This window comes from Streptomyces sp. NPDC001796 (assembly GCF_042892355.1).
GTDB lineage: Bacteria > Actinomycetota > Actinomycetes > Streptomycetales > Streptomycetaceae > Streptomyces.
Genome location: NZ_JBIAUC010000004.1, coordinates 537,060 through 560,957, shown reverse-complemented (window position 1 = coordinate 560,957; position 23,898 = coordinate 537,060). Strand labels below are relative to the sequence as shown.

At 72.1% G+C, this 23,898-nt stretch carries 22 protein-coding genes; 11 read left to right on the top strand and 11 right to left on the bottom strand.

The annotated features are described in order from the left end of the window. Positions 1–157: 157 nt before the first annotated feature. The 3 genes from ACFYZE_RS12120 to ACFYZE_RS12110 form a co-directional block, all read right to left on the bottom strand. A complete protein-coding gene (locus ACFYZE_RS12120) occupies positions 158–1,789 on the bottom strand; it encodes a phospho-sugar mutase (protein ID WP_388991434.1) in 1,632 nt (543 codons plus the stop codon). A gap of 272 nt (positions 1,790–2,061) precedes the next feature. Beyond that, positions 2,062–2,886 (bottom strand): purine-nucleoside phosphorylase, encoded by an 825-nt coding sequence (locus ACFYZE_RS12115; protein WP_388991433.1) that lies wholly within the window; start codon positions 2,884–2,886, stop codon positions 2,062–2,064. Positions 2,887–2,997: 111 nt separating this feature from the next. Further along, positions 2,998–3,438: a gamma-glutamylcyclotransferase gene (locus ACFYZE_RS12110; RefSeq protein ID WP_200418982.1), complete on the bottom strand. Its 441-nt coding sequence runs from the start codon at positions 3,436–3,438 to the stop codon at positions 2,998–3,000. A gap of 96 nt (positions 3,439–3,534) precedes the next feature. Between ACFYZE_RS12110 and ACFYZE_RS12105 the strand changes: the two genes are divergently transcribed. Both ACFYZE_RS12105 and ACFYZE_RS12100 read left to right on the top strand, forming a co-directional pair. Further along, positions 3,535–4,983: an NAD(P)H-quinone dehydrogenase gene (locus ACFYZE_RS12105; RefSeq protein ID WP_388991432.1), complete on the top strand. Its 1,449-nt coding sequence runs from the start codon at positions 3,535–3,537 to the stop codon at positions 4,981–4,983. Positions 4,984–5,185: 202 nt separating this feature from the next. Then, positions 5,186–6,130, top strand: coding sequence for a DeoR/GlpR family DNA-binding transcription regulator (locus ACFYZE_RS12100; RefSeq protein WP_388991430.1), 945 nt, complete (start codon positions 5,186–5,188; stop codon positions 6,128–6,130). A 203-nt stretch (positions 6,131–6,333) separates the two neighbouring features. On the opposite strand, the gene ACFYZE_RS12095 is transcribed toward ACFYZE_RS12100, so the two are convergent. Then, the gene (locus ACFYZE_RS12095) at positions 6,334–8,106 is read right to left on the bottom strand and encodes an acetyl/propionyl/methylcrotonyl-CoA carboxylase subunit alpha (RefSeq protein ID WP_388991428.1); all 1,773 of its coding nucleotides are present in this window, start codon (positions 8,104–8,106) and stop codon (positions 6,334–6,336) included. A gap of 351 nt (positions 8,107–8,457) precedes the next feature. Here ACFYZE_RS12095 and ACFYZE_RS12090 point away from each other — a divergent pair, with 351 nt between their 5' ends. Continuing rightward, positions 8,458–8,991: a hypothetical protein gene (locus ACFYZE_RS12090; protein ID WP_388991426.1), complete on the top strand. Its 534-nt coding sequence runs from the start codon at positions 8,458–8,460 to the stop codon at positions 8,989–8,991. Between the two features lie 46 nt (positions 8,992–9,037). Here the strand turns inward: ACFYZE_RS12090 and ACFYZE_RS12085 are convergent, their stop codons facing one another. From ACFYZE_RS12085 to ACFYZE_RS12070, 4 genes are all read right to left on the bottom strand, one after another. After that, the gene (locus ACFYZE_RS12085) at positions 9,038–9,658 is read right to left on the bottom strand and encodes a Maf family protein (RefSeq protein ID WP_388991424.1); all 621 of its coding nucleotides are present in this window, start codon (positions 9,656–9,658) and stop codon (positions 9,038–9,040) included. Positions 9,659–9,680: 22 nt separating this feature from the next. After that, positions 9,681–9,809 carry a morphogenic membrane protein MmpB gene (mmpB, locus tag ACFYZE_RS12080; protein WP_258053440.1) on the bottom strand — a complete coding sequence of 43 codons (129 nt, stop codon included), beginning with the start codon at positions 9,807–9,809 and terminating at the stop codon, positions 9,681–9,683. Between the two features lie 101 nt (positions 9,810–9,910). Continuing rightward, a complete protein-coding gene (locus tag ACFYZE_RS12075; RefSeq protein ID WP_388991422.1) occupies positions 9,911–10,117 on the bottom strand; it encodes an acyl-CoA carboxylase epsilon subunit in 207 nt (68 codons plus the stop codon). 24 nt (positions 10,118–10,141) lie between these two features. Next, positions 10,142–11,725, bottom strand: coding sequence for an acyl-CoA carboxylase subunit beta (locus ACFYZE_RS12070; protein ID WP_388991421.1), 1,584 nt, complete (start codon positions 11,723–11,725; stop codon positions 10,142–10,144). 159 nt (positions 11,726–11,884) lie between these two features. On the opposite strand from ACFYZE_RS12070, the gene ACFYZE_RS12065 reads away from it, so the two are divergent. Both ACFYZE_RS12065 and ACFYZE_RS12060 read left to right on the top strand, forming a co-directional pair. After that, positions 11,885–12,778: a biotin--[acetyl-CoA-carboxylase] ligase gene (locus ACFYZE_RS12065; RefSeq protein ID WP_388991419.1), complete on the top strand. Its 894-nt coding sequence runs from the start codon at positions 11,885–11,887 to the stop codon at positions 12,776–12,778. 213 nt (positions 12,779–12,991) lie between these two features. Continuing rightward, positions 12,992–14,131, top strand: coding sequence for an adenylate/guanylate cyclase domain-containing protein (locus tag ACFYZE_RS12060; protein WP_388991417.1), 1,140 nt, complete (start codon positions 12,992–12,994; stop codon positions 14,129–14,131). Positions 14,132–14,161: 30 nt separating this feature from the next. Here the strand turns inward: ACFYZE_RS12060 and ACFYZE_RS12055 are convergent, their stop codons facing one another. Then, the gene (locus tag ACFYZE_RS12055; protein WP_388991415.1) at positions 14,162–14,749 is read right to left on the bottom strand and encodes a hypothetical protein; all 588 of its coding nucleotides are present in this window, start codon (positions 14,747–14,749) and stop codon (positions 14,162–14,164) included. A 229-nt stretch (positions 14,750–14,978) separates the two neighbouring features. Between ACFYZE_RS12055 and ACFYZE_RS12050 the strand changes: the two genes are divergently transcribed. The 3 genes from ACFYZE_RS12050 to hutH all read left to right on the top strand — a co-directional run bounded on the left by ACFYZE_RS12050 (position 14,979) and on the right by hutH (position 18,738). Beyond that, positions 14,979–15,785, top strand: coding sequence for an enoyl-CoA hydratase/isomerase family protein (locus tag ACFYZE_RS12050; RefSeq protein WP_388991413.1), 807 nt, complete (start codon positions 14,979–14,981; stop codon positions 15,783–15,785). 160 nt (positions 15,786–15,945) lie between these two features. Beyond that, positions 15,946–17,082 (top strand): diguanylate cyclase domain-containing protein, encoded by a 1,137-nt coding sequence (locus tag ACFYZE_RS12045; protein WP_388991411.1) that lies wholly within the window; start codon positions 15,946–15,948, stop codon positions 17,080–17,082. A gap of 117 nt (positions 17,083–17,199) precedes the next feature. Further along, positions 17,200–18,738, top strand: a complete 1,539-nt coding sequence (gene hutH / locus ACFYZE_RS12040; protein ID WP_388991468.1) for a histidine ammonia-lyase — start codon at positions 17,200–17,202, stop codon at positions 18,736–18,738. A gap of 253 nt (positions 18,739–18,991) precedes the next feature. Here hutH and ACFYZE_RS12035 read toward each other — a convergent pair whose 3' ends face one another. Continuing rightward, complete coding sequence (locus ACFYZE_RS12035; protein WP_388991409.1) at positions 18,992–20,029, bottom strand: LacI family DNA-binding transcriptional regulator; 1,038 nt, start codon at positions 20,027–20,029, stop codon at positions 18,992–18,994. A 785-nt stretch (positions 20,030–20,814) separates the two neighbouring features. Here ACFYZE_RS12035 and ACFYZE_RS12030 point away from each other — a divergent pair. Together ACFYZE_RS12030 and ACFYZE_RS12025 are read left to right on the top strand one after the other, a co-directional pair. Further along, positions 20,815–21,414, top strand: a complete 600-nt coding sequence (locus ACFYZE_RS12030; RefSeq protein ID WP_388991407.1) for a carbohydrate ABC transporter permease — start codon at positions 20,815–20,817, stop codon at positions 21,412–21,414. A 55-nt stretch (positions 21,415–21,469) separates the two neighbouring features. Further along, entirely contained in the window at positions 21,470–22,993 is a 1,524-nt protein-coding gene (locus tag ACFYZE_RS12025; RefSeq protein WP_388991405.1) for an alpha-N-arabinofuranosidase, read from the top strand. 93 nt (positions 22,994–23,086) lie between these two features. On the opposite strand, the gene ACFYZE_RS12020 is transcribed toward ACFYZE_RS12025, so the two are convergent. Continuing rightward, positions 23,087–23,416 carry an LPXTG cell wall anchor domain-containing protein gene (locus ACFYZE_RS12020; RefSeq protein WP_388991403.1) on the bottom strand — a complete coding sequence of 110 codons (330 nt, stop codon included), beginning with the start codon at positions 23,414–23,416 and terminating at the stop codon, positions 23,087–23,089. 110 nt (positions 23,417–23,526) lie between these two features. Between ACFYZE_RS12020 and ACFYZE_RS12015 the strand changes: the two genes are divergently transcribed. Beyond that, complete coding sequence (locus ACFYZE_RS12015; protein ID WP_388991401.1) at positions 23,527–23,880, top strand: hypothetical protein; 354 nt, start codon at positions 23,527–23,529, stop codon at positions 23,878–23,880. Positions 23,881–23,898: the final 18 nt, after the last annotated feature.

Here is a 23,898-nt window from a genome sequence, read left to right as displayed (position 1 = left end):
ATCGGCGCAGCCGACGCGGAACGCAGCGCAGCGGAGTGCAGCGCCCTTGACTCGGCCCGCGGAAGCACGACCCTGACAAAGAAGCGAGCGGCCCAACAGCCACTCCCCAACTCCCGAGGGGCCTCAGGCAACCCCCGAGCACCCCCGGCGAGGCAGGTCAGATGCCCGCCGCCTCCGACAGGTCGCGCTTGATCGACGCGAGCAGCTCGGTCGCCCTGGCCCGGGCCGCCGGGAGGTCGGCATGCGCCGCCACCGGGACCACGACCTCCAGGTAGCACTTGAGCTTGGGCTCCGTACCGCTGGGGCGGACGATCACACGGGCCCCTTCGAGCGTGTAGCGCAGGCCGTCCGTGGGCGGGAGCGTGTCCGTGCCCTGGGTGAGGTCCTCCGACTTCGTGATGGGGAGGCCCGCGAGTGCCGTCGGAGGCTGCTCGCGCAGGCGGCGCATCGCGGCGGCGATGAGCGACAGGTCCTGGACGCGGACCGAGAGCTGGTCGGTGGCGTGCAGCCCGTGCTCGACGGCGAGGTCGTCGAGGAGGTCCAGCAGCGTGCGGCCCTCGGCCTTCAGCTGCGAGGCGAGCTCCGTGATCAGGAGCGCCGCGGTGATGCCGTCCTTGTCGCGTACGCCGTCCGGGTCCACGCAGTAGCCGAGCGCCTCCTCATAGCCGTAGCGCAGGCCCTCGACACGGGCGATCCACTTGAAGCCGGTGAGGGTCTCCTCGTACGGCAGGCCCGCCTTCTCGGCGATGCGGCCGAGGAGCGAGGAGGACACGATCGACTCCGCGAAGGTGCCGGAGGCTCCGCGCGAGACCAGGTGGGCCGCCAGCAGGGCGCCGACCTCGTCGCCGCGGAGCATGCGCCAGTCGGTGCCGTCCTTGACCGCGGCTGCGCAGCGGTCGGCGTCCGGGTCGTTGGCGATGACCAGGTCGGGGTCCGTCTCGCGGGCCTTGGCGAAGGCGAGGTCCATGGCGCCGGGCTCTTCCGGGTTGGGGAAGGCGACGGTCGGGAAGTCCGGGTCGGGGTCGGCCTGCTCGGCGACGAGGACGGGCTCGGGGAAGCCGGCCCGGGCGAAGGCCGCGAGGAGGACGTCCTTGCCGACGCCGTGCATCGCCGTGTAGACGGTGCGGGCGATGCGCGGGGAGTCCGCGGCGAGGACGGCGTCCGTGCGGGCGAGGTAGGCCTCGAGGACGCTGTCGTCCAGGGTGGCCCAGCCGGCGTCCGGGCGGGGGACATCGGTCAGTGTCGTGATCGCGTCGATCTCGGCCGCGATCCCGGCGTCCGCCGGGGGCACGATCTGGGAACCGTCGCCGAGGTAGACCTTGTAGCCGTTGTCCCGTGGCGGATTGTGGCTGGCGGTGACCTCCACGCCCGCGACCGCGCCGAGGTGCCGGATGGCGAAAGCGAGGACGGGGGTGGGCAGGGGGCGGGGAAGGAGTGCCGCGCGCAGACCCGCGCCCGTCATGACGGCCGCGGTGTCCCGTGCGAAGTCGGCGGACTTGTGGCGGGCGTCGTAGCCGATGACGACGAGGCCGTCGCTGTGACCCTTGGCCTTCAGATATGCGGCGAGGCCCGCGGCGGCGCGGATGACCACCGAGCGGTTCATGCGCATCGGGCCGGCGCCGAGTTCGCCGCGCAGGCCGGCGGTGCCGAACTGGAGGGTGCCGCTGAAGCGCGCGGCGAGCTCGGCGTGGTCCTCGGCGTCGATGAGCTTGGCGAGTTCGTCACGGGTGTCCGCGTCGGGGTCCTCGGCCAGCCACGCCTTGGCCCGTGCGATGAGTTCGTCGTGCACGTCGGGTCAACCTCTCGTTGTGTGGTGGATGGCGTTGCGCATGTCGGGGCGGACGGGTGCGGCGCGCACCGCTTTTCCCGTCCAGTGCAGCACGGCGGCCGGGCAGGTGTGGGAGCCGGGTGCGACGGCACGTCGGCCGGTGCCTCTCGGACCAGGCCGGCGACAACGGCCCGTCCGGCGCTTGCGGACGAGGGCCGGAGGCCGACCCGGGGGCCTGCCCGGGGGTCTGGGGGCGGAGCCCCCAGAGGGAGGGCACCCCGTGCGGCGGTGCCCTACAGCCGTTCCAGCACCTGGGCGAGCAGCGCGCCCATCCGCGTGGCGGAGTCGCGGCCCGCCTGCAGGACCTCCTCGTGGTTCAGCGGCTCGCCCGTCATACCGGCGGCGAGGTTCGTGACCAGGGAGATGCCCAGGACCTCGGCGCCCGCCTCGCGCGCGGCGATCGCCTCGAGGACCGTCGACATGCCGACCAGGTCCGCACCGATGGTGCGGGCCATGCGGATCTCCGCCGGGGTCTCGTAGTGCGGGCCGGTGAACTGCGCGTAGACGCCCTCCTCGAGGGTGGGGTCGATCTCCTTGCACAGGGTGCGCAGGCGCGGGGAGTACAGGTCGGTGAGGTCGACGAAGTTGGCGCCGACGATCGGGGAGGTCGCGGTCAGGTTGATGTGGTCGCTGATCAGGACCGGCTGGCCCGGGCGCATCGTCTCGCGCAGGCCGCCGCAGCCGTTGGTCAGCACGACGGTCTTGGCGCCGGCGGCGACGGCGGTGCGAACGCCGTGCGCGACGGCGGCGACGCCGCGGCCCTCGTAGTAGTGCGTGCGGCCGAGGAAGACCAGGGCGCGCTTGTCGCCGATCCGGTACGAGCGGATCTCGCCGCCGTGGCCCTCGACGGCCGGCGGCGGGAAGCCGGGCAGCTCGGTGACGTGGTGCTCGGCGGCCGGTGCGCCGAGGGCGTCGACGGCCGGAGCCCAGCCGGAGCCCATCACGAGGGCGACGTCGTGGGTCTCGGCACCCGTCAGCTCGCGCAGGCGCGCGGCGGCGGCGTCGGCGGCGGCGTAGGGGTCGCCCTGGAGGTCGTCCGGAAGAAGAGATGCGTTCACGCGCATGAGGGTAGCCGGTCTTTGCCTACGCGCGTAGATGACGGAGGTCACGGCAATGCGATCGTTGTCTTGCCGTTTCCGGCGAATGGGAGGAAACCGCGATGAAAGGGTTCAGCAGGGCCGCTTGCGCAGTTCCATCACATAGTCGTGCGGCGCCCCCGCGGACTCCGCCGCGTCCGCGATCTCGCCCAGGTAGCGGGCCGAGGGGAGACCGCCCTCGTAGGCGTTGAGGACGTACGCCCATGCCGTCTCCTCGCCGTCCAGCGTGTGGACACGGACGCTGCGCAGTCGGCGGTAGACGTCGAGACCCACGCCCTCCCAGCGGTCCATCGACTCCTCGTCCATCGGCGCGATGTCGTACAGCGCGACGAAGACCTGCGACAGCGGGTCCTCCACGATCGTCGCGAGGGCGCCCTCCCACCCCATGTGCTCGCCCCCGAAAGTCAGCCGCCAGCCGTTCAGCCAGCCCGTGGCGCGCAGCGGCGAATGGGGAGCGCGGCGGGTCATCAGCCGCGCGTCGAGGTTGCCGGCGTACGCGGCGTAGAGCGACATGGACTCGAGGGTACGGCAGCGCCTCGGGCGCCTCTGCCGTAACAGAAGCATCACCGGCCGCCCCCACGGGGAGCTCCGCCCGAAGGGTGCGGGACAATGGAGTACGTGACTCGGATCGTGATCATCGGTGGCGGACCCGGCGGATACGAAGCGGCGCTGGTGGCCGCACAACTCGGTGCGGAGGTGACCGTCGTCGACTGTGATGGTCTGGGCGGGGCGTCGGTGCTCACCGACTGCGTGCCGTCCAAGACACTCATCGCGACGGCCGAGGTGATGACCACCTTCGACTCGTCGTACGAAGAGCTCGGAATCATCGTCGCCGACGACACGCCGCCCCTGGAGCAGGCCGCTCGGGTGGTCGGGGTCGACCTCGGCAAGGTCAACCGACGGGTCAAGCGGCTCGCGCTCGCCCAGTCCCACGACATCACCGCCTCCGTCACGCGCGCCGGCGCCCGGGTCATGCGCGGCCGCGGTCGGCTGGAGGGCATGCAGGCCCTGGACGGCTCCCGCAAGGTCGTCGTGCGCGCCGCGGACGGCGGCGAGGAGACGCTCACCGCCGACGCCGTGCTCATCGCCACCGGCGGTCACCCGCGCGAGCTTCCCGACGCCCAGCCCGACGGCGAGCGGATCCTGAACTGGACCCAGGTCTACGACCTCGACGAGCTGCCCGAGGAGCTGATCGTCGTGGGGTCCGGTGTCACCGGTGCCGAGTTCGCCGGCGCCTACCAGGCACTCGGGTCCAAGGTCACCCTCGTCTCCTCGCGCGACCATGTGCTGCCGGGCGAGGACCCCGACGCCGCCGCCGTCCTCGAGGAGGTCTTCCGGCGCCGCGGCATGAACGTCATGGCCCGCTCCCGTGCGCAGTCCGCCAAGCGCGTGGGCGACCGGGTCGAGGTCACTCTCGCCGACGGCCGAGTGATCACCGGCTCGCACTGCCTGATGGCCGTCGGCGCCATACCCAACAGCAGCGGGATGGGCCTGGAGGAGGCCGGGGTCAAGCTGCGCGAGTCCGGGCACATCTGGACGGACAAGGTCTCCCGGACGACGGCTCCGGGCGTGTACGCGGCCGGCGACGTGACCGGTGTCTTCGCGCTGGCGTCCGTGGCCGCGATGCAGGGACGCATCGCCATGTACCACTTCCTGGGCGACGCGGTGGCCCCGCTCAACCTGAAGACCGTCTCCTCGAACGTCTTCACGGACCCTGAGATCGCCACCGTCGGTTACACGCAGGCGGACGTGGACGCGGGCAAGATCGACGCGCGGGTCGTCAAGCTGCCGCTGCTGCGTAACCCGCGCGCGAAGATGCAGGGCATCCGCGACGGCTTCGTGAAGATCTTCTGCCGCCCGGGCACGGGGATCGTCGTCGGCGGTGTCGTGGTCGCGCCGCGCGCCTCGGAACTGATCCATCCCATCTCGATCGCGGTCGACAACAATCTGACGGTCGAACAGATCGCGAACGCGTTCACCGTTTACCCGTCCCTGTCGGGCTCGATCGCCGAGGTGGCGCGGCAGCTGCACACCCGGAAGATATCGGGCGAAGGCTGACGGCCCGGACGCCCGCTTTCCGGCCGACCCCGCAGGTCAGGCGGCTGGTCATGGCGAGCAGCCGGCGATGCGCACGGCAGGGGTGGCCCGGATGGGCATGGATCGGGCGCCTATACCACTTTCCGCCCCGCCGTGCGAACAACTTCTGTTATTCGGCGCAAACTGCTGAAAGCAGACGGTCGTTGGGGTTACTGTCAGTTTCGTGTTCGCTGCAGAACGTCGTCAACTGATCCTCGAAATGGTGCGGGCCAACGGGGCAGTGTCGCTCCGTGAGCTCGCCCGCGTCGTCCAGACCTCCGAAGTGACCGTACGGCGGGACGTGCGCGCACTGGAGGCCGAAGGACTCCTCGACCGCAGGCACGGCGGTGCGGTCCTGCCGGGCGGGTTCACCCGGGAGTCCGGCTTCCCGCAGAAGTCCCACCTCGCGACCGCCGAGAAGACGGCCATCGCCGACCTCGCCGCGAGCCTCGTCGAAGAGGGCGAGGCCATCGTCGTCGGAGCGGGTACGACCACGCAGGAGCTGGCCCGCCGGCTCGCGCGGGTGCCCGGGCTGACCGTCGTCACCAACTCGCTCCTGGTCGCCCAGGCGCTGGCGCACGCCAACCGTGTCGAGGTGGTCATGACCGGTGGCACCCTGCGTGGCTCGAACTACGCCCTGGTCGGCAGCGGCGCGGAACAGTCCCTGCAGGGGCTCAGGGTCTCCAAGGCATTCCTGTCCGGGAGCGGGCTCACCGCCGAGCGTGGGCTGTCCACGTCGAACATGCTGTCCGCGTCCGTGGACCGGGCGCTGGTCCAGGCGGCGGCCGAGGTGGTCGTGCTCGCCGACCACAGCAAGCTGGGCACGGACACGATGTTCCAGACAGTGCCGACGGACGTCATTACCCGACTGGTGACGGACGAGCCCCCGACGCACGACGACCGCGCGGCTACGGAACTGCAGGCACTGGCCGACCAGGGTGTGCAGATCGCGGTCGCCGGTGCCTCGGCCGCGGACCCGGTCCCGGCGAGCGGCCGGCAACGGCGGGACGTGTCCCTCCCCGGGCCCCGCCGCAGCCAGGCCCCCGGCCCACAACTCCGCAGCGCCACGGCCCTCGGCGAGCACCCCGCGGGGGAGCGAGCACGGGTGGCGGACCTGCGCCGCCGCTGACACACCGGCGCAGGCGTTCGGCACGCCGGGGCCGCGATCCGGGTGGCCGACGTCGAACGGCGCCTGTCCGGCCCCACTCCTCGTCCGTCGGACGACTCGGCCCGCGGACAGCCGTCACGAAAGGCAGGCGCCCGGCGGGTCGGGTCTCCCGTCCGCCGGGCGTTGTGCCGTCCGTGTCGGTCGGACGGTGCCGTCAGGTGCCGTCAGTCCTTGATCTCGCAGATCGCGGCACCGGAGGTGATGGAGGCGCCGACCTCGGCGCTCAGGCCCTTGATGGTGCCCGCCTTGTGCGCGTTCAGCGGCTGCTCCATCTTCATGGCCTCCAGGACGACGACCAGGTCGCCCTCCTTGACCTCCTGGCCCTCCTCGACCGCGACCTTCACGATCGTGCCCTGCATCGGCGAGGCGAGGGTGTCACCCGAGGCCACCGGCCCCGACTTGCGGGCCGCGCGCCGCTTCGGCTTCGCGCCGGCCGCCAGGCCCGTGCGGGCCAGGGACATGCCCAGGGATGCCGGGAGCGAGACCTCAAGGCGCTTGCCGCCGACCTCGACGACGACCGTCTCGCGGCCCGGCTCCTCCTCGGCCTCCGCCTCGCCGGGGGCGGTGAAGGGCTTGATGTCGTTGACGAACTCGGTCTCGATCCAGCGGGTGTGGACCGTGAACGGGCCGTCCTGCCCGTGCACCTCCGGGGCGAACGCCGGGTCGGTGACCACCTTGCGGTGGAACGGGATCGCCGTGGCCATGCCCTCGACCTGGAACTCCTGAAGCGCGCGGGCGGCCCGCTGAAGGGCCTCCTTGCGGGTGCGGCCGGTCACGATGAGCTTGGCCAGCAGCGAGTCCCACGCCGGGCCGATGACCGATCCCGACTCCACGCCGGCGTCCAGGCGCACGCCGGGGCCGGACGGCGGGGCGAACGTCGTCACGGTGCCGGGGGCGGGCAGGAAGTTGCGGCCGGGGTCCTCGCCGTTGATACGGAACTCGAAGGAGTGGCCGCGCAGTTCGGGGTCGCCGTAGCCGAGCGGCTCGCCGTCGGCGATGCGGAACATCTCGCGGACCAGGTCGATCCCGGCGACCTCCTCGGTGACCGGGTGCTCGACCTGCAGACGGGTGTTGACCTCCAGGAAGGAGATGGTGCCGTCCTGGCCGACCAGGAACTCGCAGGTGCCCGCGCCCTCGTAGCCGGCCTCCTTCAGGATGGCCTTCGAGGCGCGGTACAGCTCGGCGACCTGCTCCTCGTTCAGGAACGGCGCCGGGGCCTCCTCGACCAGCTTCTGGTGCCGGCGCTGCAGCGAGCAGTCACGGGTGGAGACGACGACCACGTTGCCGTGCTTGTCGGCCAGGCACTGGGTCTCCACGTGCCGCGGCCGGTCCAGGTAGCGCTCGACGAAGCACTCGCCGCGGCCGAAGGCGGCCACCGCCTCGCGCACCGCCGACTCGTACAGCTCGGGGACCTCTTCCAGGGTCCGGGCGACCTTCAGGCCGCGTCCGCCACCGCCGAAGGCGGCCTTGATGGCGATCGGCAGCCCGTGCTCCTCGGCGAAGGCGACGACCTCCTCCGCCCCGGAGACGGGGTCGGGGGTGCCGGCGACCAGGGGGGCGCCGGCGCGCTGGGCGATGTGGCGGGCGGCGACCTTGTCGCCCAGATCGCGGATGGCCTGCGGCGGCGGGCCGATCCAGATCAGCCCGGCGTCGAGCACCGCCTGGGCGAAGTCCGCGTTCTCGGAGAGGAAGCCGTAGCCGGGGTGGACGGCGTCCGCACCGGAGTCCTTGGCCGCCTGCAGGACCTTGTCGATGTCCAGGTAGCTGGTGGCCGGGGTGTCACCGCCCAGGGCGAACGCCTCGTCCGCGGCGCGGACGTGCACGGCGTCCCGGTCCGGATCGGCGTACACGGCCACGCTGGCGATCCCGGCGTCCCGGCAGGCCCGGGCGACGCGGACAGCGATTTCGCCACGGTTGGCGATCAACACCTTGCGCACGTTGGCTCCCTCTCCTTGAAACAAGCCGAGTTTAGGGACTGCCGACACGACGTTTCGACCCATCCCCAGTGGTGAGCTTGCCCACACGGAGCGTGAAACGAGGCTCACTCAACCTGCGAAGTCCCTTGTCGCACCGCCGCACATGGGAATCCACCGGAAAACCCTAGCCCTCCGACGTGGCCAAGGTCTCTATGAAGTAGTCCCGCCGCCCGTCGTGTTTCTTTGTGGAGTCCCTACTAATGGCCCAACGAATCTTTGCTCCTGCCGGACCTCTTGTCCGAAGGTTTACCCGTTAGTAGCGTTCGCGATGCTGAAGGAAACCAGAGGGCACTCGAAGGTGGGTGGAGGCCGGTGGTCCGCAGACCGGTGGCATGGGTCGTGGCGATCGTCCTCTTCGTGGAGGCGTTCGGTGTCGCGCTGCTGAACTGGTTCCTCGGAGTGGTCGTCGACCGGCAGAACATGTCCATGGCCGGCGTGGATCCGCACGCGATGTCCGTGTCGTCGAAGGCGGCCGGTGTCGTCTTCGGGCTCTACTTCGTGGTGTGCGGGCTGGCCGCCCTCCTGGTCGCCGTGCGCGACCGCGCCCCGTCCGGTATCTGGCGCATCCTGCTGATCAGCGCAGCGGTGGTGCACGGCCTGCTCGGGGCGTTCGTGGTGGGCCTGGTCGGCTGGGGCGCGTTCGGGTTCATGATGGTGGTGCTCGGGCTGATCGTGCTCACCCTGATGACGTACGACCGCTCGGGGGGCGCGGCGGCCGGTGCGCCGCCCGCCGGCGGCGACCCGGAGGACGGGGACGGGGCCGCGCTGCAGGGCCCGGAGCCCTCCGAGTCCCCGGAGCGGGCCGCGCCTCTGGAGGACGGCGGTCCCGCGCCCGTCACCCCCTGAACACGGCCGGGCCCCGTCGTGGCGACAGAGCCCGGGCCGGCCCCGCTCACTGCTCCCGCGGTGCCCACAACTCCGTGATGCCCACGCCCAGTTCGGCCAGCAGTCGACGGATCAGGGGCAGCGAGATGCCGATGACGTTGCCGTGGTCGCCGTCGATGCCGTCGATGAAGGGCGCCGAGCGGCCGTCGAGCGTGAACGCTCCGGCGACGTGGAGAGGCTCGCCGGAGGCCACGTAGGCCGCGATCTCCTCGTCCGTCGGCTCACCGAAGTGGACCACGGTGGACGCGGTCGCGGACGCGTACCGCCCGCTGACCGTGTCGTAGACGCAGTGGCCGGTCTGGAGCGTGCCCGCCCGGCCGCGCATCGACTTCCAGCGGGCCGTCGCCTCCTCGGCGTCCGCGGGTTTGCCGAGGGCCTCGCCGTCCAGGTCGAGCACGGAGTCGCAGCCGATCACCAGGGCACCCTTGACCTCGGGCTTCGCGGCCACGACGGAGGCCTTGGCCTCGGCCAGCGCGAGCGCGAGTTCGGCGGGGGTCGGGGCGGTGACGGCGTCCTCGTCGACCCCGCTGACGATCACCTCGGGGTCGAGCCCGGCCTGTCGGAGCAGTCCGAGCCGGGCGGGGGACTGGGAGGCGAGAACGAGACGGCGGCGCGGCTGATCGGTCATGCGCTCAGCGTATAGGCGGCCCTCATCTGGTGCCGATGATGATCATCGCCAGCACCATGGCCAGCGCCATGAGGACCCCCAGCCGCCTCAACATCTCCTGCGTCTCGCGGAGTTCCTCGGGCGGCTCGTTCTCGGGGTCGGACCACAGCATGCCTTCCATCGTCCGGCGGCCGGCCGCGGCGGCGCCTGAGTACCCGTACTCAACTTGTGGCGCCGCCGGCCGGGCCGTCCGACTGGCCGAGGGGCCGCGGGTCAGCCGGGCCAGTAGGTCCGGGCCCAGGCCGTCGGGCCCGGCTGGGGGACGCGGTGCGCGGCGACCCGGGCGGGGTCGGCCCAGGAGTCCCGCTGCGTCGCGCCGGACGGCGTGGCGGCCGCCGCCGCGGCGCGGACGCGGACCACCGCCAGGGCGGCGGCCAGCTCCTCCGGGGTCGGATTGCCCCGTATGACCTTGATGTTCATGACGGCTCCCAAGAGTCCCGGGGGTTACAGAGGGATGTTGCCGTGCTTCTTCGGGGGAAGGGATTCCCGCTTCGTGCGCAGCTGACGCAGGCCGCGGACGATGTGGCGGCGGGTGTCCGACGGCATGACCACCGCGTCGATGTAGCCGCGCTCGGCCGCGACGTACGGGTTGAGGAGCGTGTCCTCGTACTCCTGGATAAGCCGTGCCCGGGTCGCCTCCGGGTCTTCGGCCTCGCCGATCGTTCGACGGTGCAGGATGTTGACGGCGCCCTGCGCGCCCATGACGGCGATCTGGGCGGTCGGCCAGGCGAGGTTGAGGTCGGCGCCCAGGTGCTTGGAGCCCATGACGTCGTAGGCCCCGCCGAACGCCTTCCGGGTGATCACGGTGATCAGCGGGACGGTGGCCTCGGCGTAGGCGAAGATCAGCTTGGCGCCGCGGCGGATGATGCCCTCGTGCTCCTGGCCGACGCCGGGCAGGAAGCCGGGCACGTCGACGAAGGTGATGACCGGGACGTTGAAGGCGTCGCACGTCCGCACGAAACGGGCGGCCTTCTCGCTGGCGTCGATGTCCAGGCAGCCGGCGAACTGCATCGGCTGGTTGGCGACGATGCCCACCGGGCGGCCCTCGACCCGGCCGAAGCCGGTGAGGATGTTCGGCGCGAACAGCGGCTGCGTCTCGAAGAACTCGCCGTCGTCCAGGACGTGCTCGACCACCGTGTGCATGTCGTACGGCTGGTTCGCGCTGTCCGGCACCAGCGTGTCCAGCTCGCGGTCCTCCTCGGTGACGGTGAGGTCCGCCTCCTCCGGGAAGGCCGGGGGTTCGCTGAGGTTGTTCGACGGCAGGTACGACAGCAGCTGCTTGACGTACTCGATCGCGTCCTTCTCGTCCCCGGCCATGTGGTGGGCCACGCCGGAGGTGGAGTTGTGGGTGCGGGCGCCGCCCAGCTCCTCGAAGCCGACGTCCTCGCCGGTGACCGTCTTGATGACGTCCGGGCCGGTGATGAACATGTGCGAGGTCTGGTCGACCATGACCGTGAAGTCGGTGATGGCCGGCGAGTAGACGGCACCGCCCGCGCACGGACCCACGACGAGCGAGATCTGCGGGATGACACCGGAGGCGTGCGTGTTGCGCCGGAAGATCTCCCCGTACGCGCCGAGCGAGGCGACGCCTTCCTGGATCCGGGCGCCACCGGAGTCGTTGATGCCGATGACCGGACAGCCGGTCTTCAGGGCGAAGTCCATCACCTTGACGATCTTCTGCCCGTAGACCTCGCCCAGCGCCCCGCCGAAGACCGTGAAGTCCTGGGAGAACACGGCGACCGGGCGGCCGTCCACGGTCCCGTACCCGGTGACGACACCGTCTCCGTACGGCCGGTTCTTCTCCAGCCCGAAGTTGGTGGAGCGGTGCCGGGCGAACTCGTCCAGCTCGACGAACGAGTCCTCGTCGAGCAGCAGTTCGATGCGCTCACGGGCCGTCAGCTTGCCCTTGGCGTGCTGTTTCTCGACCGCGCGCTCCGAGCCGGCGTGTGTCGCCTCCTGCACGCGGCGCTGCAGGTCCGCGAGCTTCCCCGCGGTGGTGTGAATGTCGATCTCTTCCGGCTCGGACATCGGGATGCGGCTCCCTGCCTGCTCAAGTGGGGACGTGAGGGTGAGGTGCTACCTGTACGTGCTGTAAGTGCTCAGAAGAAGGGACGGTTACTCATCCGTAGCGTAGTGGCGCGCCTACCGATCGGCAGTGCGGCGTTTACCACACCTAGGGTGGCTTGCATGATGCCGCGAGATTCCTCTGACGCGAACGACAGGTCGAACGGTGCCGCCGGTGGTGGCAGCCGCTGGTCCGACCTGGACCGCCCGCCCCTGAACACTGCCGCGCTGCGCCGGGGACTGGTGCGCGAGGGCGGGCTGTGGACCGGGGTCGACGTGGTGCAGCGCACCGGGTCCACCAACACCGACCTGGTCGCCCGCGCCGCGGCCGGGCAGGCCGCCGAGGGCGCCGTCCTGGTCGCCGAGGAGCAGAACGCCGGGCGCGGGCGGCTGGACCGGGTCTGGACGGCTCCGCCCCGCTCCGGGCTGTTCTTCTCCGTCCTGCTCAACCCGGCCGAGGTGCCCGTGGCCCGGTGGGGCTGGCTGCCGCTGCTGGCCGGAGTCGCCGTCGCGACCGGACTCGCGCAGGCGGCCGGCGTCGACACGGCGCTCAAGTGGCCCAACGACGTGCTGGTCACCGTGGGCGAGGAGGAGCGCAAGACCGGTGGCATCCTCGCGGAGCGGGCCGGGAACGAGGGGGTCGTCATCGGCATCGGCATCAACGTCACCCTGCGCCAGGAGGAGTTGCCGGTGCCCACGGCGGGCTCCCTGGCCCTGGCGGGCGCCCGCACCACCGACCGCGACCCGCTGCTGCGTGCGGTGCTGCGCTCCCTGGAGGACTGGTACCGCCGCTGGCGCGCCGCGGACGGCGACCCGGCCGCGAGCGGTCTGCAGGAGACGTACGCGGCGGGCAGCGCGACCCTGGGCCGCCTGGTCCGCGCGGAGCTCCCGGGCGACCGGTCGATCACGGGGGAGGCGGTGGCGATCGACGGAGACGGGCGTCTCGTACTGGCGACGGAGGACGGGGTGCAGGAGCCGGTGGGCGCCGGGGATGTCGTGCACCTGCGGCCTGCGTGAGCATCAACCGGCCCGTCCGGTGGTCGCCCCTGCTCGAAGAGCTTGGGGGAGCTGACGAAGGTCCGGGGGCGGAGCCCCGGCGGCACCGCGGCAACGGGTGCCGTACCGGCGCCGGGTGCCCACTGAGCCCGCTGAGGAGTGAGCTACCGCACACCTGCCGTAGAGTTGACCGCGGTCGATACCTGACCGCGGCAGATCGGAAGGGCAGCACGCGTGACCGTCGACGACACGGGCTCGGGCACGGGCGTACACCCCGCCCCCGACGGTGAACCGGGGCGCGACGCACACGCCGAGTCCGAGGAGAACCCCCTCGCGCTCCGCCTCGAGCAGCTCATCCTGGGGGCCGAGCGCCGTTACACCCCCTTCCAGGCGGCCCGCAGCGCGGGCGTCTCGATGGAACTGGCGTCCCGCTTCTGGCGGGCCATGGGCTTCGCCGACATAGGCCAGGCCAGGGCCCTGACCGAGGCCGACGTCCTCGCCCTGCGGCGCCTGGCCGGACTCGTCGAGGCGGGACTGCTCAGCGAGGCCATGGCCGTACAGGTGGCCCGCTCCACCGGGCAGACCACCGCACGCCTGGCCGAGTGGCAGATCGACTCCTTCCTGGAGGGCCTGACCGAGCCGCCCGAGCCCGGCATGACCCGCACCGAGGTGACGTACCCGCTGATCGAGCTGCTCCTGCCGGAACTCGAGGAGTTCCTCGTCTACGTCTGGCGGCGCCAGCTCGCCGCCGCCACCGGCCGGGTGGTGCAGGCCGCGGACGACGAGGAGATGGTCGACCGCCGCCTCGCCGTCGGCTTCGCCGACCTGGTCGGCTTCACCCGCCTGACGCGCCGCATGGAGGAGGAGGAGCTCGGCGAACTCGTCGAGGCGTTCGAGACCACCGCGGCCGATCTGGTCGCCGCGCACGGCGGCCGGCTCATCAAGACGCTCGGCGACGAGGTGCTGTACGCGGCGGACGACGCCGGTATCGCCGCGGAGATCGCCCTGCGCCTGATCGAGACCATGGCGAACGACGAGACCATGCCGGAGCTGCGGGTCGGCATCGCCTTCGGCACGGTCACCACGCGGATGGGCGATGTCTTCGGTACGACGGTGAACCTGGCCAGCCGGCTCACCTCGATAGCGCCCCGCGACGCCGTCCTGGTGGACCACGACTTCGCGGAGGAGCTGATCCGCACGGCAGAGGCCCCCGCCTCCGAGACGGAGGCCGCGGAGGCCGCGGCCGCCGCCGAGAAGGAGGGCAAGGAGCCGCCCACCTACCGCTTCGCGCTCCAGCCGATGTGGCAGCGGCCGGTGCGCGGCCTCGGTGTGATCGAGCCGTGGCTGCTGACCCGGCGGGACGGGCCGGCGTAGGCGCTGCTTCCGTCCTGGCGGTCGGTGCGCTCACAGGCCGTGGACGCACAGCCCCACGATCGGCACGCACAGTCCCGGGGGGTTCGAGGGGGCCGGTGCCGACGGCGCGGGTGCCCGAGTGGTCGCGGTGGGCGACGGCGCGGACGGCGGCGCGGCCGTCGTCGTGACCGGGGGCCCGGGTGTTCGTGAACGCGAAGCCGTGGGGGTCGAGGGTGCCTCCGGGATGCCGGTCGCGGGGTCCGTGACGCGCGGGGCCGGCGTGGCCGGACGCCCGGACGGGCTCGCGTCGCCCGACACGGCCGGCACCGCGCCGGCCCTTTCCTTCAGGGCTGTCGTCGAGGGTCCCGCGGCCCCCTTGGACGGCACGCCCCCTGCCGTCGCCGTGGTGTGGCCGGCGCCGATCCGGGGCTCGGCCTCCGCGGTGCCGCCCCCGCCCGTCACCGACTCGGGCGCCAGGCGTACGAGACTCAGGGCTCCGGCGGCGAGCGCGAACCCGCCTACGGCGAGCGCCAGGCGACGGTGGCGCGGCTTGCGGTGCCGGCCCACCGGGCGGCCCCAGAGGGGGCCGGAGCCGTTGTGCACCGTCGTCGTCGCGTCGTCGGTGGCCGTGTCCGTCATGCCCGTCCCTCCCCGGTCGCCCGCACTCCCCCCAAGTGCTGGTGCGGTGCGCAGATTATGTGGAGATGGGCTGGGGGTGATGCGGAGGTGGCTCGAATTCACCCGAACGGGGACAGGGGTCGGTCAATGGCCCACACCCACCGAAGGTGCGCGGCGGCTTTCGCGGGGCCGCCCCGGCTGCGATGATCGGGGCGTCGTGTAGTTAACCCGCGTTAACCGGGAGGGTGTCATGGCGGAGCAGGGGGACGAGCGGCGGTTCGGCGAGCACGTCGTCGTACGGCGGCACGGGTATGTCGCGGAGCTGGCGCTGGACCGGCCCAAGGCGATGAACGCGGTGTCCACGGACATGGCCCGCTCGATCGCGGACGCGTGCGCGCACCTCGCCGCCGACCGGGACGCCCGGGTGACGGTGGTGACGTCGACGCACGAGCGGGCGTTCTGCGTGGGCGCGGACCTGAAGGAGCGCAACTCCTTCACGGACGCCGACCTGATGCGCCAGCGCCCCCTCGCCCGCGCCGCCTACACCGGCGTCCTGGAGCTTCCGATGCCCACGATCGCCGCCGTGCACGGATTCGCGCTGGGCGGCGGCTTCGAGCTGGCGCTGTCCTGCGACCTGATCGTGGCGGACGCGACGGCGGTGGTGGGGCTGCCCGAGGTGTCCGTCGGGGTCATCCCCGGCGGCGGCGGTACGCAGCTGCTGCCCCGCCGGGTGGGCGCCGCGCGCGCCGCGGAGCTGATCTTCACGGCCCGGCGCCTGGAGGCGGCCGAGGCGCGGGAGCTGGGCCTGGTCGACGATCTCGTACCGGAGGGCCGGGACCGTGACGAGGCGCTCGACCTCGCCGCCCGGATCGCCGCGAACTCCCCGGTCGGCCTGCGCGCCGCGAAGCGTGCCCTGCGGCTCGGCCACGGTCTTGACCTGCGCACCGGCCTGGAGGTCGAGGACGCGGCATGGCGCTCGGTGGCGTTCTCCGGCGACCGCGCGGAAGGCGTGTCCGCCTTCAATGAGAAGCGCACGCCGCAGTGGCCGGGGGAGTAGCGCGTCTCGCCATGGCCGGCGAGTGCTGCGGCCCGCGGTCGCCGGCGAGTGTTGCGGCCCGCGGGGCGGGACGCGCGTAGCCGCAGGGCTCCGGTCTTCCCTCGCACCTGATCGCCGCACCGATGTCTCACTTGCCGCTGATCGTCCCTAGCCTGGAGTCGTGGCTGAGGACAGTCGGCTGAGGGCCGTGGTGGCGCTGGCGCAGGGCATGGCGGCGGCGCACACTCCGCACGAGGCCTGGCGGGCCGCCGCGCTGGGCGCGTGCCGGGCGCTCGCCGGGAACTTCGCCGCGCTGTCGGTGTGGGAGCGGGAGGCCGGACGGCTGCGGGTCCTCGTCAACGTGGGGAAGCGCGCGCCCGAGGAGGAGGAGTTCCCCGAGCACGAGGCCTACCCCGTGCACCAGTTCCCGGAGATCACCGAGTTCCTGCACGAGCGCTGGGCGGGCGGCGGCGGTCCGAGCGCCTGGGTGGAGACCGCCGAGGGGCCGGCCGCGGGCCACGCCGGATACTGCCATCAGCGGGTCGCGGCGCTGCGCCGGCGCGGCCGGGGCTGCTGTGTCGTGGCGCCCGTGGTGCTGCACGGCCGCGCCTGGGGCGAGCTGTATGTGGCGCGCGCGGCCGGTGAGCCCGCTTTCGACGGCGACGACGCCGACTTCGCCACCGTCCTCGCCTCCGTCGTGGCCGCCGGCATCGCGCAGACCGAGCGCCTGGAGGAGGCCCGCAGGCTCGCGTTCACCGACGCCCTCACCGGCCTCGCCAACCGCCGTGCCGTCGACGTGCGTCTGGAGGAGGCGATCGAACAGCACCGGGCCGACGGGGTCGTGGTCTCGCTCGTCGTCTGTGACGTCAACGGGCTCAAGCGGGTCAACGACACACAGGGACATGCCGTGGGCGACCGGCTGCTGGAACGTTTCGGGTCGGTGCTGTCGCTGTGCGGCGCCATGCTGCCGGGTGCGCTGGTCGCCCGGCTCGGCGGTGACGAGTTCTGCCTGCTGGCGGTGGGCCCGCCGGCCGACGAGGTGGTGCGGGCCGCCGACGAGGTGTGCCGCCGGGCCGCCGAACTGGAGATCGGCGACGGTGTCGCCTGCGGGGTCGCCTCCACCCAGGACCCGATCGGCCCGGTCCGCTCGGCCCGCTGGCTGTTCCGGCTCGCCGACGCGGCCCAGTACCGGGCGAAGGCCCTGCACGCCGCGAAGCCCGTGGTCGCGGGCCGCGAAGGACCGGACGACCCCGTGGTGCGCCTGGCCGACGAGCCGCCGCCCGCCGGGGAGCGCCGCAGGTTCCGTGGGCGGCACTGAGCCGTCACCGCGTCGGCATCGGGGTCGGCGTCGGGGTCGCACGGGGTCGGTAAGGGGTGAACCGCCACCCCACTGGTGACATCTTCGAATTCACTGCGTACGCTCCTGAATATGGATATGCACACTGTGGTGGTGGGGACGTCCGGGGTGACCGCGTCCGACGTTCTCGCCGTGGCGCGCGCGGACGCCCGGATCGAGCTCTCCGAGGAAGCCCTGACGGCCCTGGCGGCGGCCCGCGGGATCGTGGACGCGCTGGCCGCGAAGCCGGACCCCGTCTACGGGGTCAGCACCGGCTTCGGCGCGCTGGCGACCCGGCACATCAGCCAGGAGCTGCGCACCCAGCTGCAACGCAACATCGTCCGCTCGCACGCGGCGGGCATGGGCCCCCGGGTGGAGCGCGAGGTCGTGCGCGCGCTGATGTTCCTGCGGCTGAAGACGGTCTGCTCGGGACACACCGGCGTGCGCCCAGAGGTCGCGCAGACCATGGCCGACCTCCTCAACGCCGGGATCACCCCGGTCGTGCACGAGTACGGCTCGCTCGGCTGCTCCGGCGACCTGGCCCCGCTGTCCCACTGTGCGCTGACCCTCATGGGCGAGGGCGAGGCCGAGGGTCCCGACGGCGTCGTACGCCCCGCCGCCGAACTCCTCGCCGAGCACGGCATCGCCCCCGTCGAGCTGCGCGAGAAGGAGGGCCTCGCGCTCCTGAACGGCACCGACGGCATGCTCGGCATGCTGCTCATGGCCCTCGCCGACCTGGACACCCTGTACAAGTCGGCCGACATCACCGCCGCGCTCTCCCTGGAGGCGCTGCTCGGCACGGACAAGGTCCTCGCGCCGGAGCTGCACGCCATCCGCCCGCACCCCGGGCAGGGCGCGTCGGCCGCCAACATGCTGGCCGTGCTGAAGGACTCGGGTCTCACGGGCCACCACCAGGACGACGCGCCGCGCGTGCAGGACGCCTACTCGGTGCGCTGCGCCCCGCAGGTCGCGGGCGCCGGACGGGACACGCTGGCCCATGCCCGCCTGGTCGCCGAGCGCGAGCTGGCCTCGGCCGTCGACAACCCGGTGGTCCTGCCCGACGGGCGTGTCGAGTCCAACGGCAACTTCCACGGCGCGCCGGTGGCGTACGTGCTGGACTTCCTGGCGATCGCCGCGGCGGACCTGGCGTCCATCGCGGAACGCCGCACCGACCGGCTGCTGGACAAGAACCGCTCGCACGGCCTGCCGCCGTTCCTCGCGGACGACGCGGGCGTCGACTCCGGCCTGATGATCGCCCAGTACACGCAGGCGGCCCTGGTCAGCGAGATGAAGCGGCTCGCCGTACCGGCCTCCGCGGACTCGATCCCGTCCTCGGCGATGCAGGAGGACCACGTGTCCATGGGCTGGTCGGCCGCCCGCAAGCTGCGCACGGCGGTGGACAACCTGACCCGTGTCCTCGCGATCGAGCTGTACGCGGCGACCCGCGCCATCGAACTGCGCGAGGGCCTGACCCCGGCCCCCGCCAGCCAGGCGGCGATCACCGCTCTGCGCAAGGCGGGCGCCGAGGGTCCCGGCCCGGACCGGTTCCTGGCCCCGGACCTCGCGGCGGCGGACGCGTTCCTGCGCGACGGCCGCCTGCTCGCGGCGGTCGAGTCGGTCACGGGACCGCTGGCCTGAGCACCGGCAGCGGGGCCGCCCAAGGGGTGGCCCCGCTGCGGGGCGCCTGCCGGAGAAGACCTGACCACCTCGTCCGACGCGACGCGCCGTCACTCGGCGCGCAGCACGTGGGCGACGGCCTGCCGGGCCCCGGCAGGCGCCCTACCTGGACGCCGCCCGGGTCCCGCCACCGCCGACCGACACACCATCCGCTTGCGCTGCCCGCCGGCCCGCCACCGCCGTGCCGCGGCGGCACCCGCCGGCAGCCCCTCGCCTAATCCGCTGCCCGCCGGCCCACCGTGCTCTCCCGGACCACCAGCCGGTGCGGCGCCCGGATCTCGAGCCCCGGTACGGGCGTCGAGCTGCCGATCCGTTTCAGCAGTCGCTCCACCGCCGTCTCCGCGATCATCTTCTTGTCCGGCGAGATCGTGGTGACGGTCGGGTTGGAGTAGCGGCCGTCCTCGATGTCGTCGTAGCCGACGATCGCGACGTCCTCCGGCACGCGCAGCCCGCGCGCGGCCAGCGTGTGCATCGCGCCCAGCGCCACCAGGTCGCTGTAGCAGAACACCGCGTCCGGCGGCTCCTCGAGGTCGAGCAGGTGTGCCATCGCCGAAGCGCCGTCGGAGCGGTTGAAGCGCGGGGTGGAGATGATCAGCTCCTCCCGTACGGGGATCCCGGCGCGCTCGTGGGCAAGCCGGAAGCCTCGGGTGCGCAGCTGGGCCGCCTCGCCGGTGCGGTAGGGCTGGTCGCCGATCGCCGCGACACGCCGCCGGCCGAGGTCGAGCAGGTGCTCGGTGGCCTCGCGGGAGGCGGTGACGTCGTCGATGCCGACGTGGTCGAAGCCGCCGTCGCTGACCCGCTCGCCGAGCACCACCAGCGGAAGACTCGGGTCGCGGACGGCCAGGTCGGACTGGGCGAGGCCGAGCGGGCTGAAGATGACCCCGTCGAACAGCAGTTGCTGGGAGCCGCGGCTGAGGAACAGCCTCTCGTGCTCCGCGTCGCCGTCGGTCTGGTCGATCAGGACGTTGTAACCCTGTACCCGGGCCGCGCGGATGATGCCCTGCAGCAGTTCGGCGAAGTACGGCGTGTCGAGGTACGGCACGACCACCGCGATCTGGCCCGAGCGCCCGGCGGCGAGGTTGCGGGCCAGCACGTTCGGCCGGTAGCCGAGTTCGTCCACGGCCTGCTGGACGCGGGCGCGGGTGGCCTCGGAGACCGGTGCGTAGCCGTTCACCACGTTGGACACGGTGCGGCTGGAGACGCCCGCGCGGGCCGCGACGTCGCGCAGGTCACGCCTGTTCCCATATCTCACCTTCGTCCGGTGCAGCCGGGTTCGAGCCGGTTGAAGTTTCCGCTGCGTCACCTCTTGCAGCGCGGCAAGGTGTGGATTAACACTTCTGCAGCGCTGCAAACGCGTAGCAGAGACGGTCTGCACCGAATCCCCGCACAGCATCCCGAACACTCGCCATCGACCTGACCTGACCTGAGGATCGAATGCCGTTCGGCATATCGAACCTCCTCCTCCCTCCTCCTCCCTCCTCCTCCCTCCTCCCCCACACCCCGGCACCCCCCGCACCCTCCTCTCCCCGGCCTCAGCCTCCGCTCCCCAGGCACCTCACTCAGGAGAATGCGCATGTCCACCAGCAGACAGCATCCGACAGGCGGCTCCCGCCGCGTGGCCCGCCGGCAGCCCCGCCTCCTCCGCCGGGCGTTCGTGACGGCGTCCGCCGCCCTCGCCGGCGTGCTCGTCGCGGCCTGCGGTTCCGGCGGCTCGGGCGGGCGGTCTGTGGCGTGCGGCCCCGCTGCCGCGGTGGACGGCGGGCGGCAACGCCCAGGGCGACTGGGGCGGTTCCACCTTCGCGGTAACCGACCAGACCAAGAACCCCAAGCAGGCCGCCGAGGTCGCCCGGGAGTTGTTCGGCACCTCCGAGGCCGCCTGGAAGATCGGCATCGGCCAGGCGTACCTGTTCCCGCTCGCCACCCCGATCCTGAACGGCTCGTACTTCCAGGACCAACCTCCAGCAGCTGTTCACGTACGACGACGGCGAGTACCTGCGCTGGCTCGGCAACACCGCGATCTACGCGGGCGTCAGCGGAGTGGGCGCCACCGCCGTGGCGCCCCTCGCGGGCTACGCCTTCGCCAAGTACCGCTTCCCGGGCCGGAACCTGCTCTTCTCGAGCCTGCTCGGCGCCATCATGGTGCCCGCGACCGCGCTGGCCATCCCGACCTATCTGCTGCTGAGCAAGGTGGAGCTGACCAACACGATGTGGGCGGTCATCCTGCCCTCGCTGCTCAACCCGTTCGGCGTCTACCTGGTGCGGGTGTACGTGCAGGAGTCGCTGCCCGACGAGCTGCTGGAGGCCGCCCGCGTCGACGGCGCGGGGGAAATCCGCGTCCTGCTGTCGGTGGCCCTGCCGACGCTGAGGCCCGCCCTGGTCACCGTGCTGCTGTTCTCCATGGTCGGTACCTGGAACAACTTCTTCCTGCCGCTGGTGATGCTCAACAACGACAGGCTGTTCCCGCTGACCGTCGGCCTTACGTCCTGGTACCAGGGGGCGATGGTGCAGAGCGGCGCCAACGCGCTGTTCAGCCTGCTCGTCGTCGGCTCACTGGTGGCGATCCTGCCGCTGGTCATCGCCTTCCTGCTGCTGCAGCGGTACTGGCGCGGCGGTCTGACCGTCGGAAGCCTCAAGTGATCCCTGCCCGACCTCCTTTCCCGGCCATCCCGCGCACACCCCGGAGCGACCTTCCATGCTGCACGCTTCCCTGACCGTCGACCCCGCCTTCCGCGTCGCCGACGTGAACCCCCGTACCTTCGGCTCGTTCGTGGAGCACATGGGCCGCTGTGTGTACACCGGCATCTTCGAGCCCGGCCATCCGCAGGCCGACGAGGACGGGCTGCGCCGCGACGTCCTCGCCCTGGTGCGCGAACTCGGTGTGACCGCCGTGCGCTACCCCGGCGGCAACTTCGTCTCCGGGTTCCGCTGGGAGGACAGCGTCGGCCCGGCGGCCGAGCGTCCCACCCGCCTCGACCTGGCCTGGCACAGCACGGAGACAAACGCGTTCGGGCTGCACGAGTTCCACCGCTGGACCGAGAAGGCCGGGGTCGAGCCGATGATGGCCGTCAACCTCGGCACCCGCGGGGTCCAGGAGGCGCTGGACCTGCTGGAGTACTGCAACCACCGGGAAGGCACGGCGCTGTCCGACCGGCGGCGGGCCAACGGCGCCAAGGAGCCGTTCGGCATCCGGATGTGGTGCCTCGGCAACGAGATGGACGGGCCCTGGCAGACCGGGCACAAGACCGCCGCGGAGTACGGCCGGCTGGCCGCCGAGACCGCGCGCGCCATGCGGATGATCGACCCCGGGCTCGAACTGGTGGCCTGCGGCAGCTCCAGCTCCTCGATGCCGACCTTCGGCTCCTGGGAGGCGACCGTTCTGGAGCACGCCTACGACCAGGTCGACTACATCTCCTGTCACGCCTACTACGAGGAACTGGACGGCGACCTCGGCAGCTTCCTCGCCTCCTCGGTGGACATGGACCGCTTCGTCGAGGCGGTGGTGGCCACGGCGGACCACGTACGGGCCAAGCAGCGCAAGAAGAAGCGGATCAATCTCTCCTTCGACGAGTGGAACGTCTGGTACCTGTCCCGTTTCGAGAACCAGGAGAAGCCCACCGACTGGCCGGTGGCGCCGCGGGTCATCGAGGACGAGTACAACGTCGCCGACGCGGTCGTGGTCGGCGGCCTGCTGATCAGCCTGCTCCGGCACAGCGACCGCGTCACGGCCGCCTGCCTCGCCCAGCTCGTCAACGTCATCGCGCCCATCCGCAGCGAACCCGGCGGTCCCAGCTGGCGGCAGACGACGTTCCACCCGTTCGCCCAGGCGGCGCGGTACGCCCGGGGCACGGTGCTGCGGGTGGAGCCGGTCGCGCCCGTGTACGAGACGGCACGGTTCGGTGAGGTTCCCGTCCTCGACGCCGTCGCCACCCATGTGTCCGAGGCGGAGGGCGCCGACGAACTCACGGTCCTCGCGGTCAACCGGCACCAGACCGAGGACGTGGAACTCGCCGTGGACCTGCGGGCCTTCCCCGGATACGCGCCGGTGGAGCACTCCGTCCTCGCCGACCCGGACCTGCGCGCGACCAACACCCGGCACGACCCCGAGAGGGTCCGGCCGCGCGGCGTGGACACCGGCGCGGTCACCGACGGCCGTCTCACCGTGAGCCTGCAGCCCGTCTCCTGGAACGTCATCCGGCTGCGTCCGACCGCCGGCTGACCCACCGCCGGCTGACCCGCCACCGGCCCCCCGCCGTCACCGCCCAGTCCTCGGTGGCGGCGGGGCCTTGTGCACCAAGGGGCCGCGGGGCTGTCAGTACGCCTCGGTGCGCTCCCGGCGGATCGAGTACGTCACGAAACCCGCTCCCAGGCCCAGGAACAGCGTCCCCCCGATGACGTACGGCGTCGTGTCCACGCTGCCGGTGTCGGCCAGTTGCGTGTGGGCCGTCGCGCCGGTCGCGTCGATCGCGCCCGTGGTCGTCCGGTCGGTGGTCGTCGAGGTCGCGATCCGCGGACTCTCCGGTGTGCTCTGGGTCGCGTTCGCGGACGGCACGAACCACAGGGCACCCAGCAGGGTCCCCGCGGCGGTGGCGGTCAGCAACGTCCGGCGGGTGGTGGACGACGATCGACGTGCGGCGGACACGAAATTCCGATCCCCCTGGGGCGCTTATGAATTGGCCGTGTGGAGCGATGCTAGTGAAAGGCGCGGGTCGTGGGAAAGTCGCGAGCTCTCCGGGCCGTACGCTGCGCGCCATGAGCACTTCTGAGACATCACGGTATGTCCGCCTTCGCGTGGAACTGGTCGTCGAGATCGACGATGCCGACGCCGTCGCCAAGGCCGCCCTGCGCCGGATCGCGGACGACCCGGACATGCCCGAGAGTGAGCGCGCCTACACCGAGAGCGCGGTGACGGAGGACGCGGCCGAGGCCGTCGCGTATCTCGTCGAGCCGTCCGTCCTGTTGGGCGAGGTACCCGGCGTCGAACTCGCCCAGGCCTCCTGGAGCAGCGAGATCGTCGACTACGACCCCGATTCGCCGGACTGGGCGCTCGGCGAGGATGATGAGCCGGGGGGAGACGAGGACGACGAGGGGGTCCGACTCGGCTGACATGTCTTGGGAAAATGG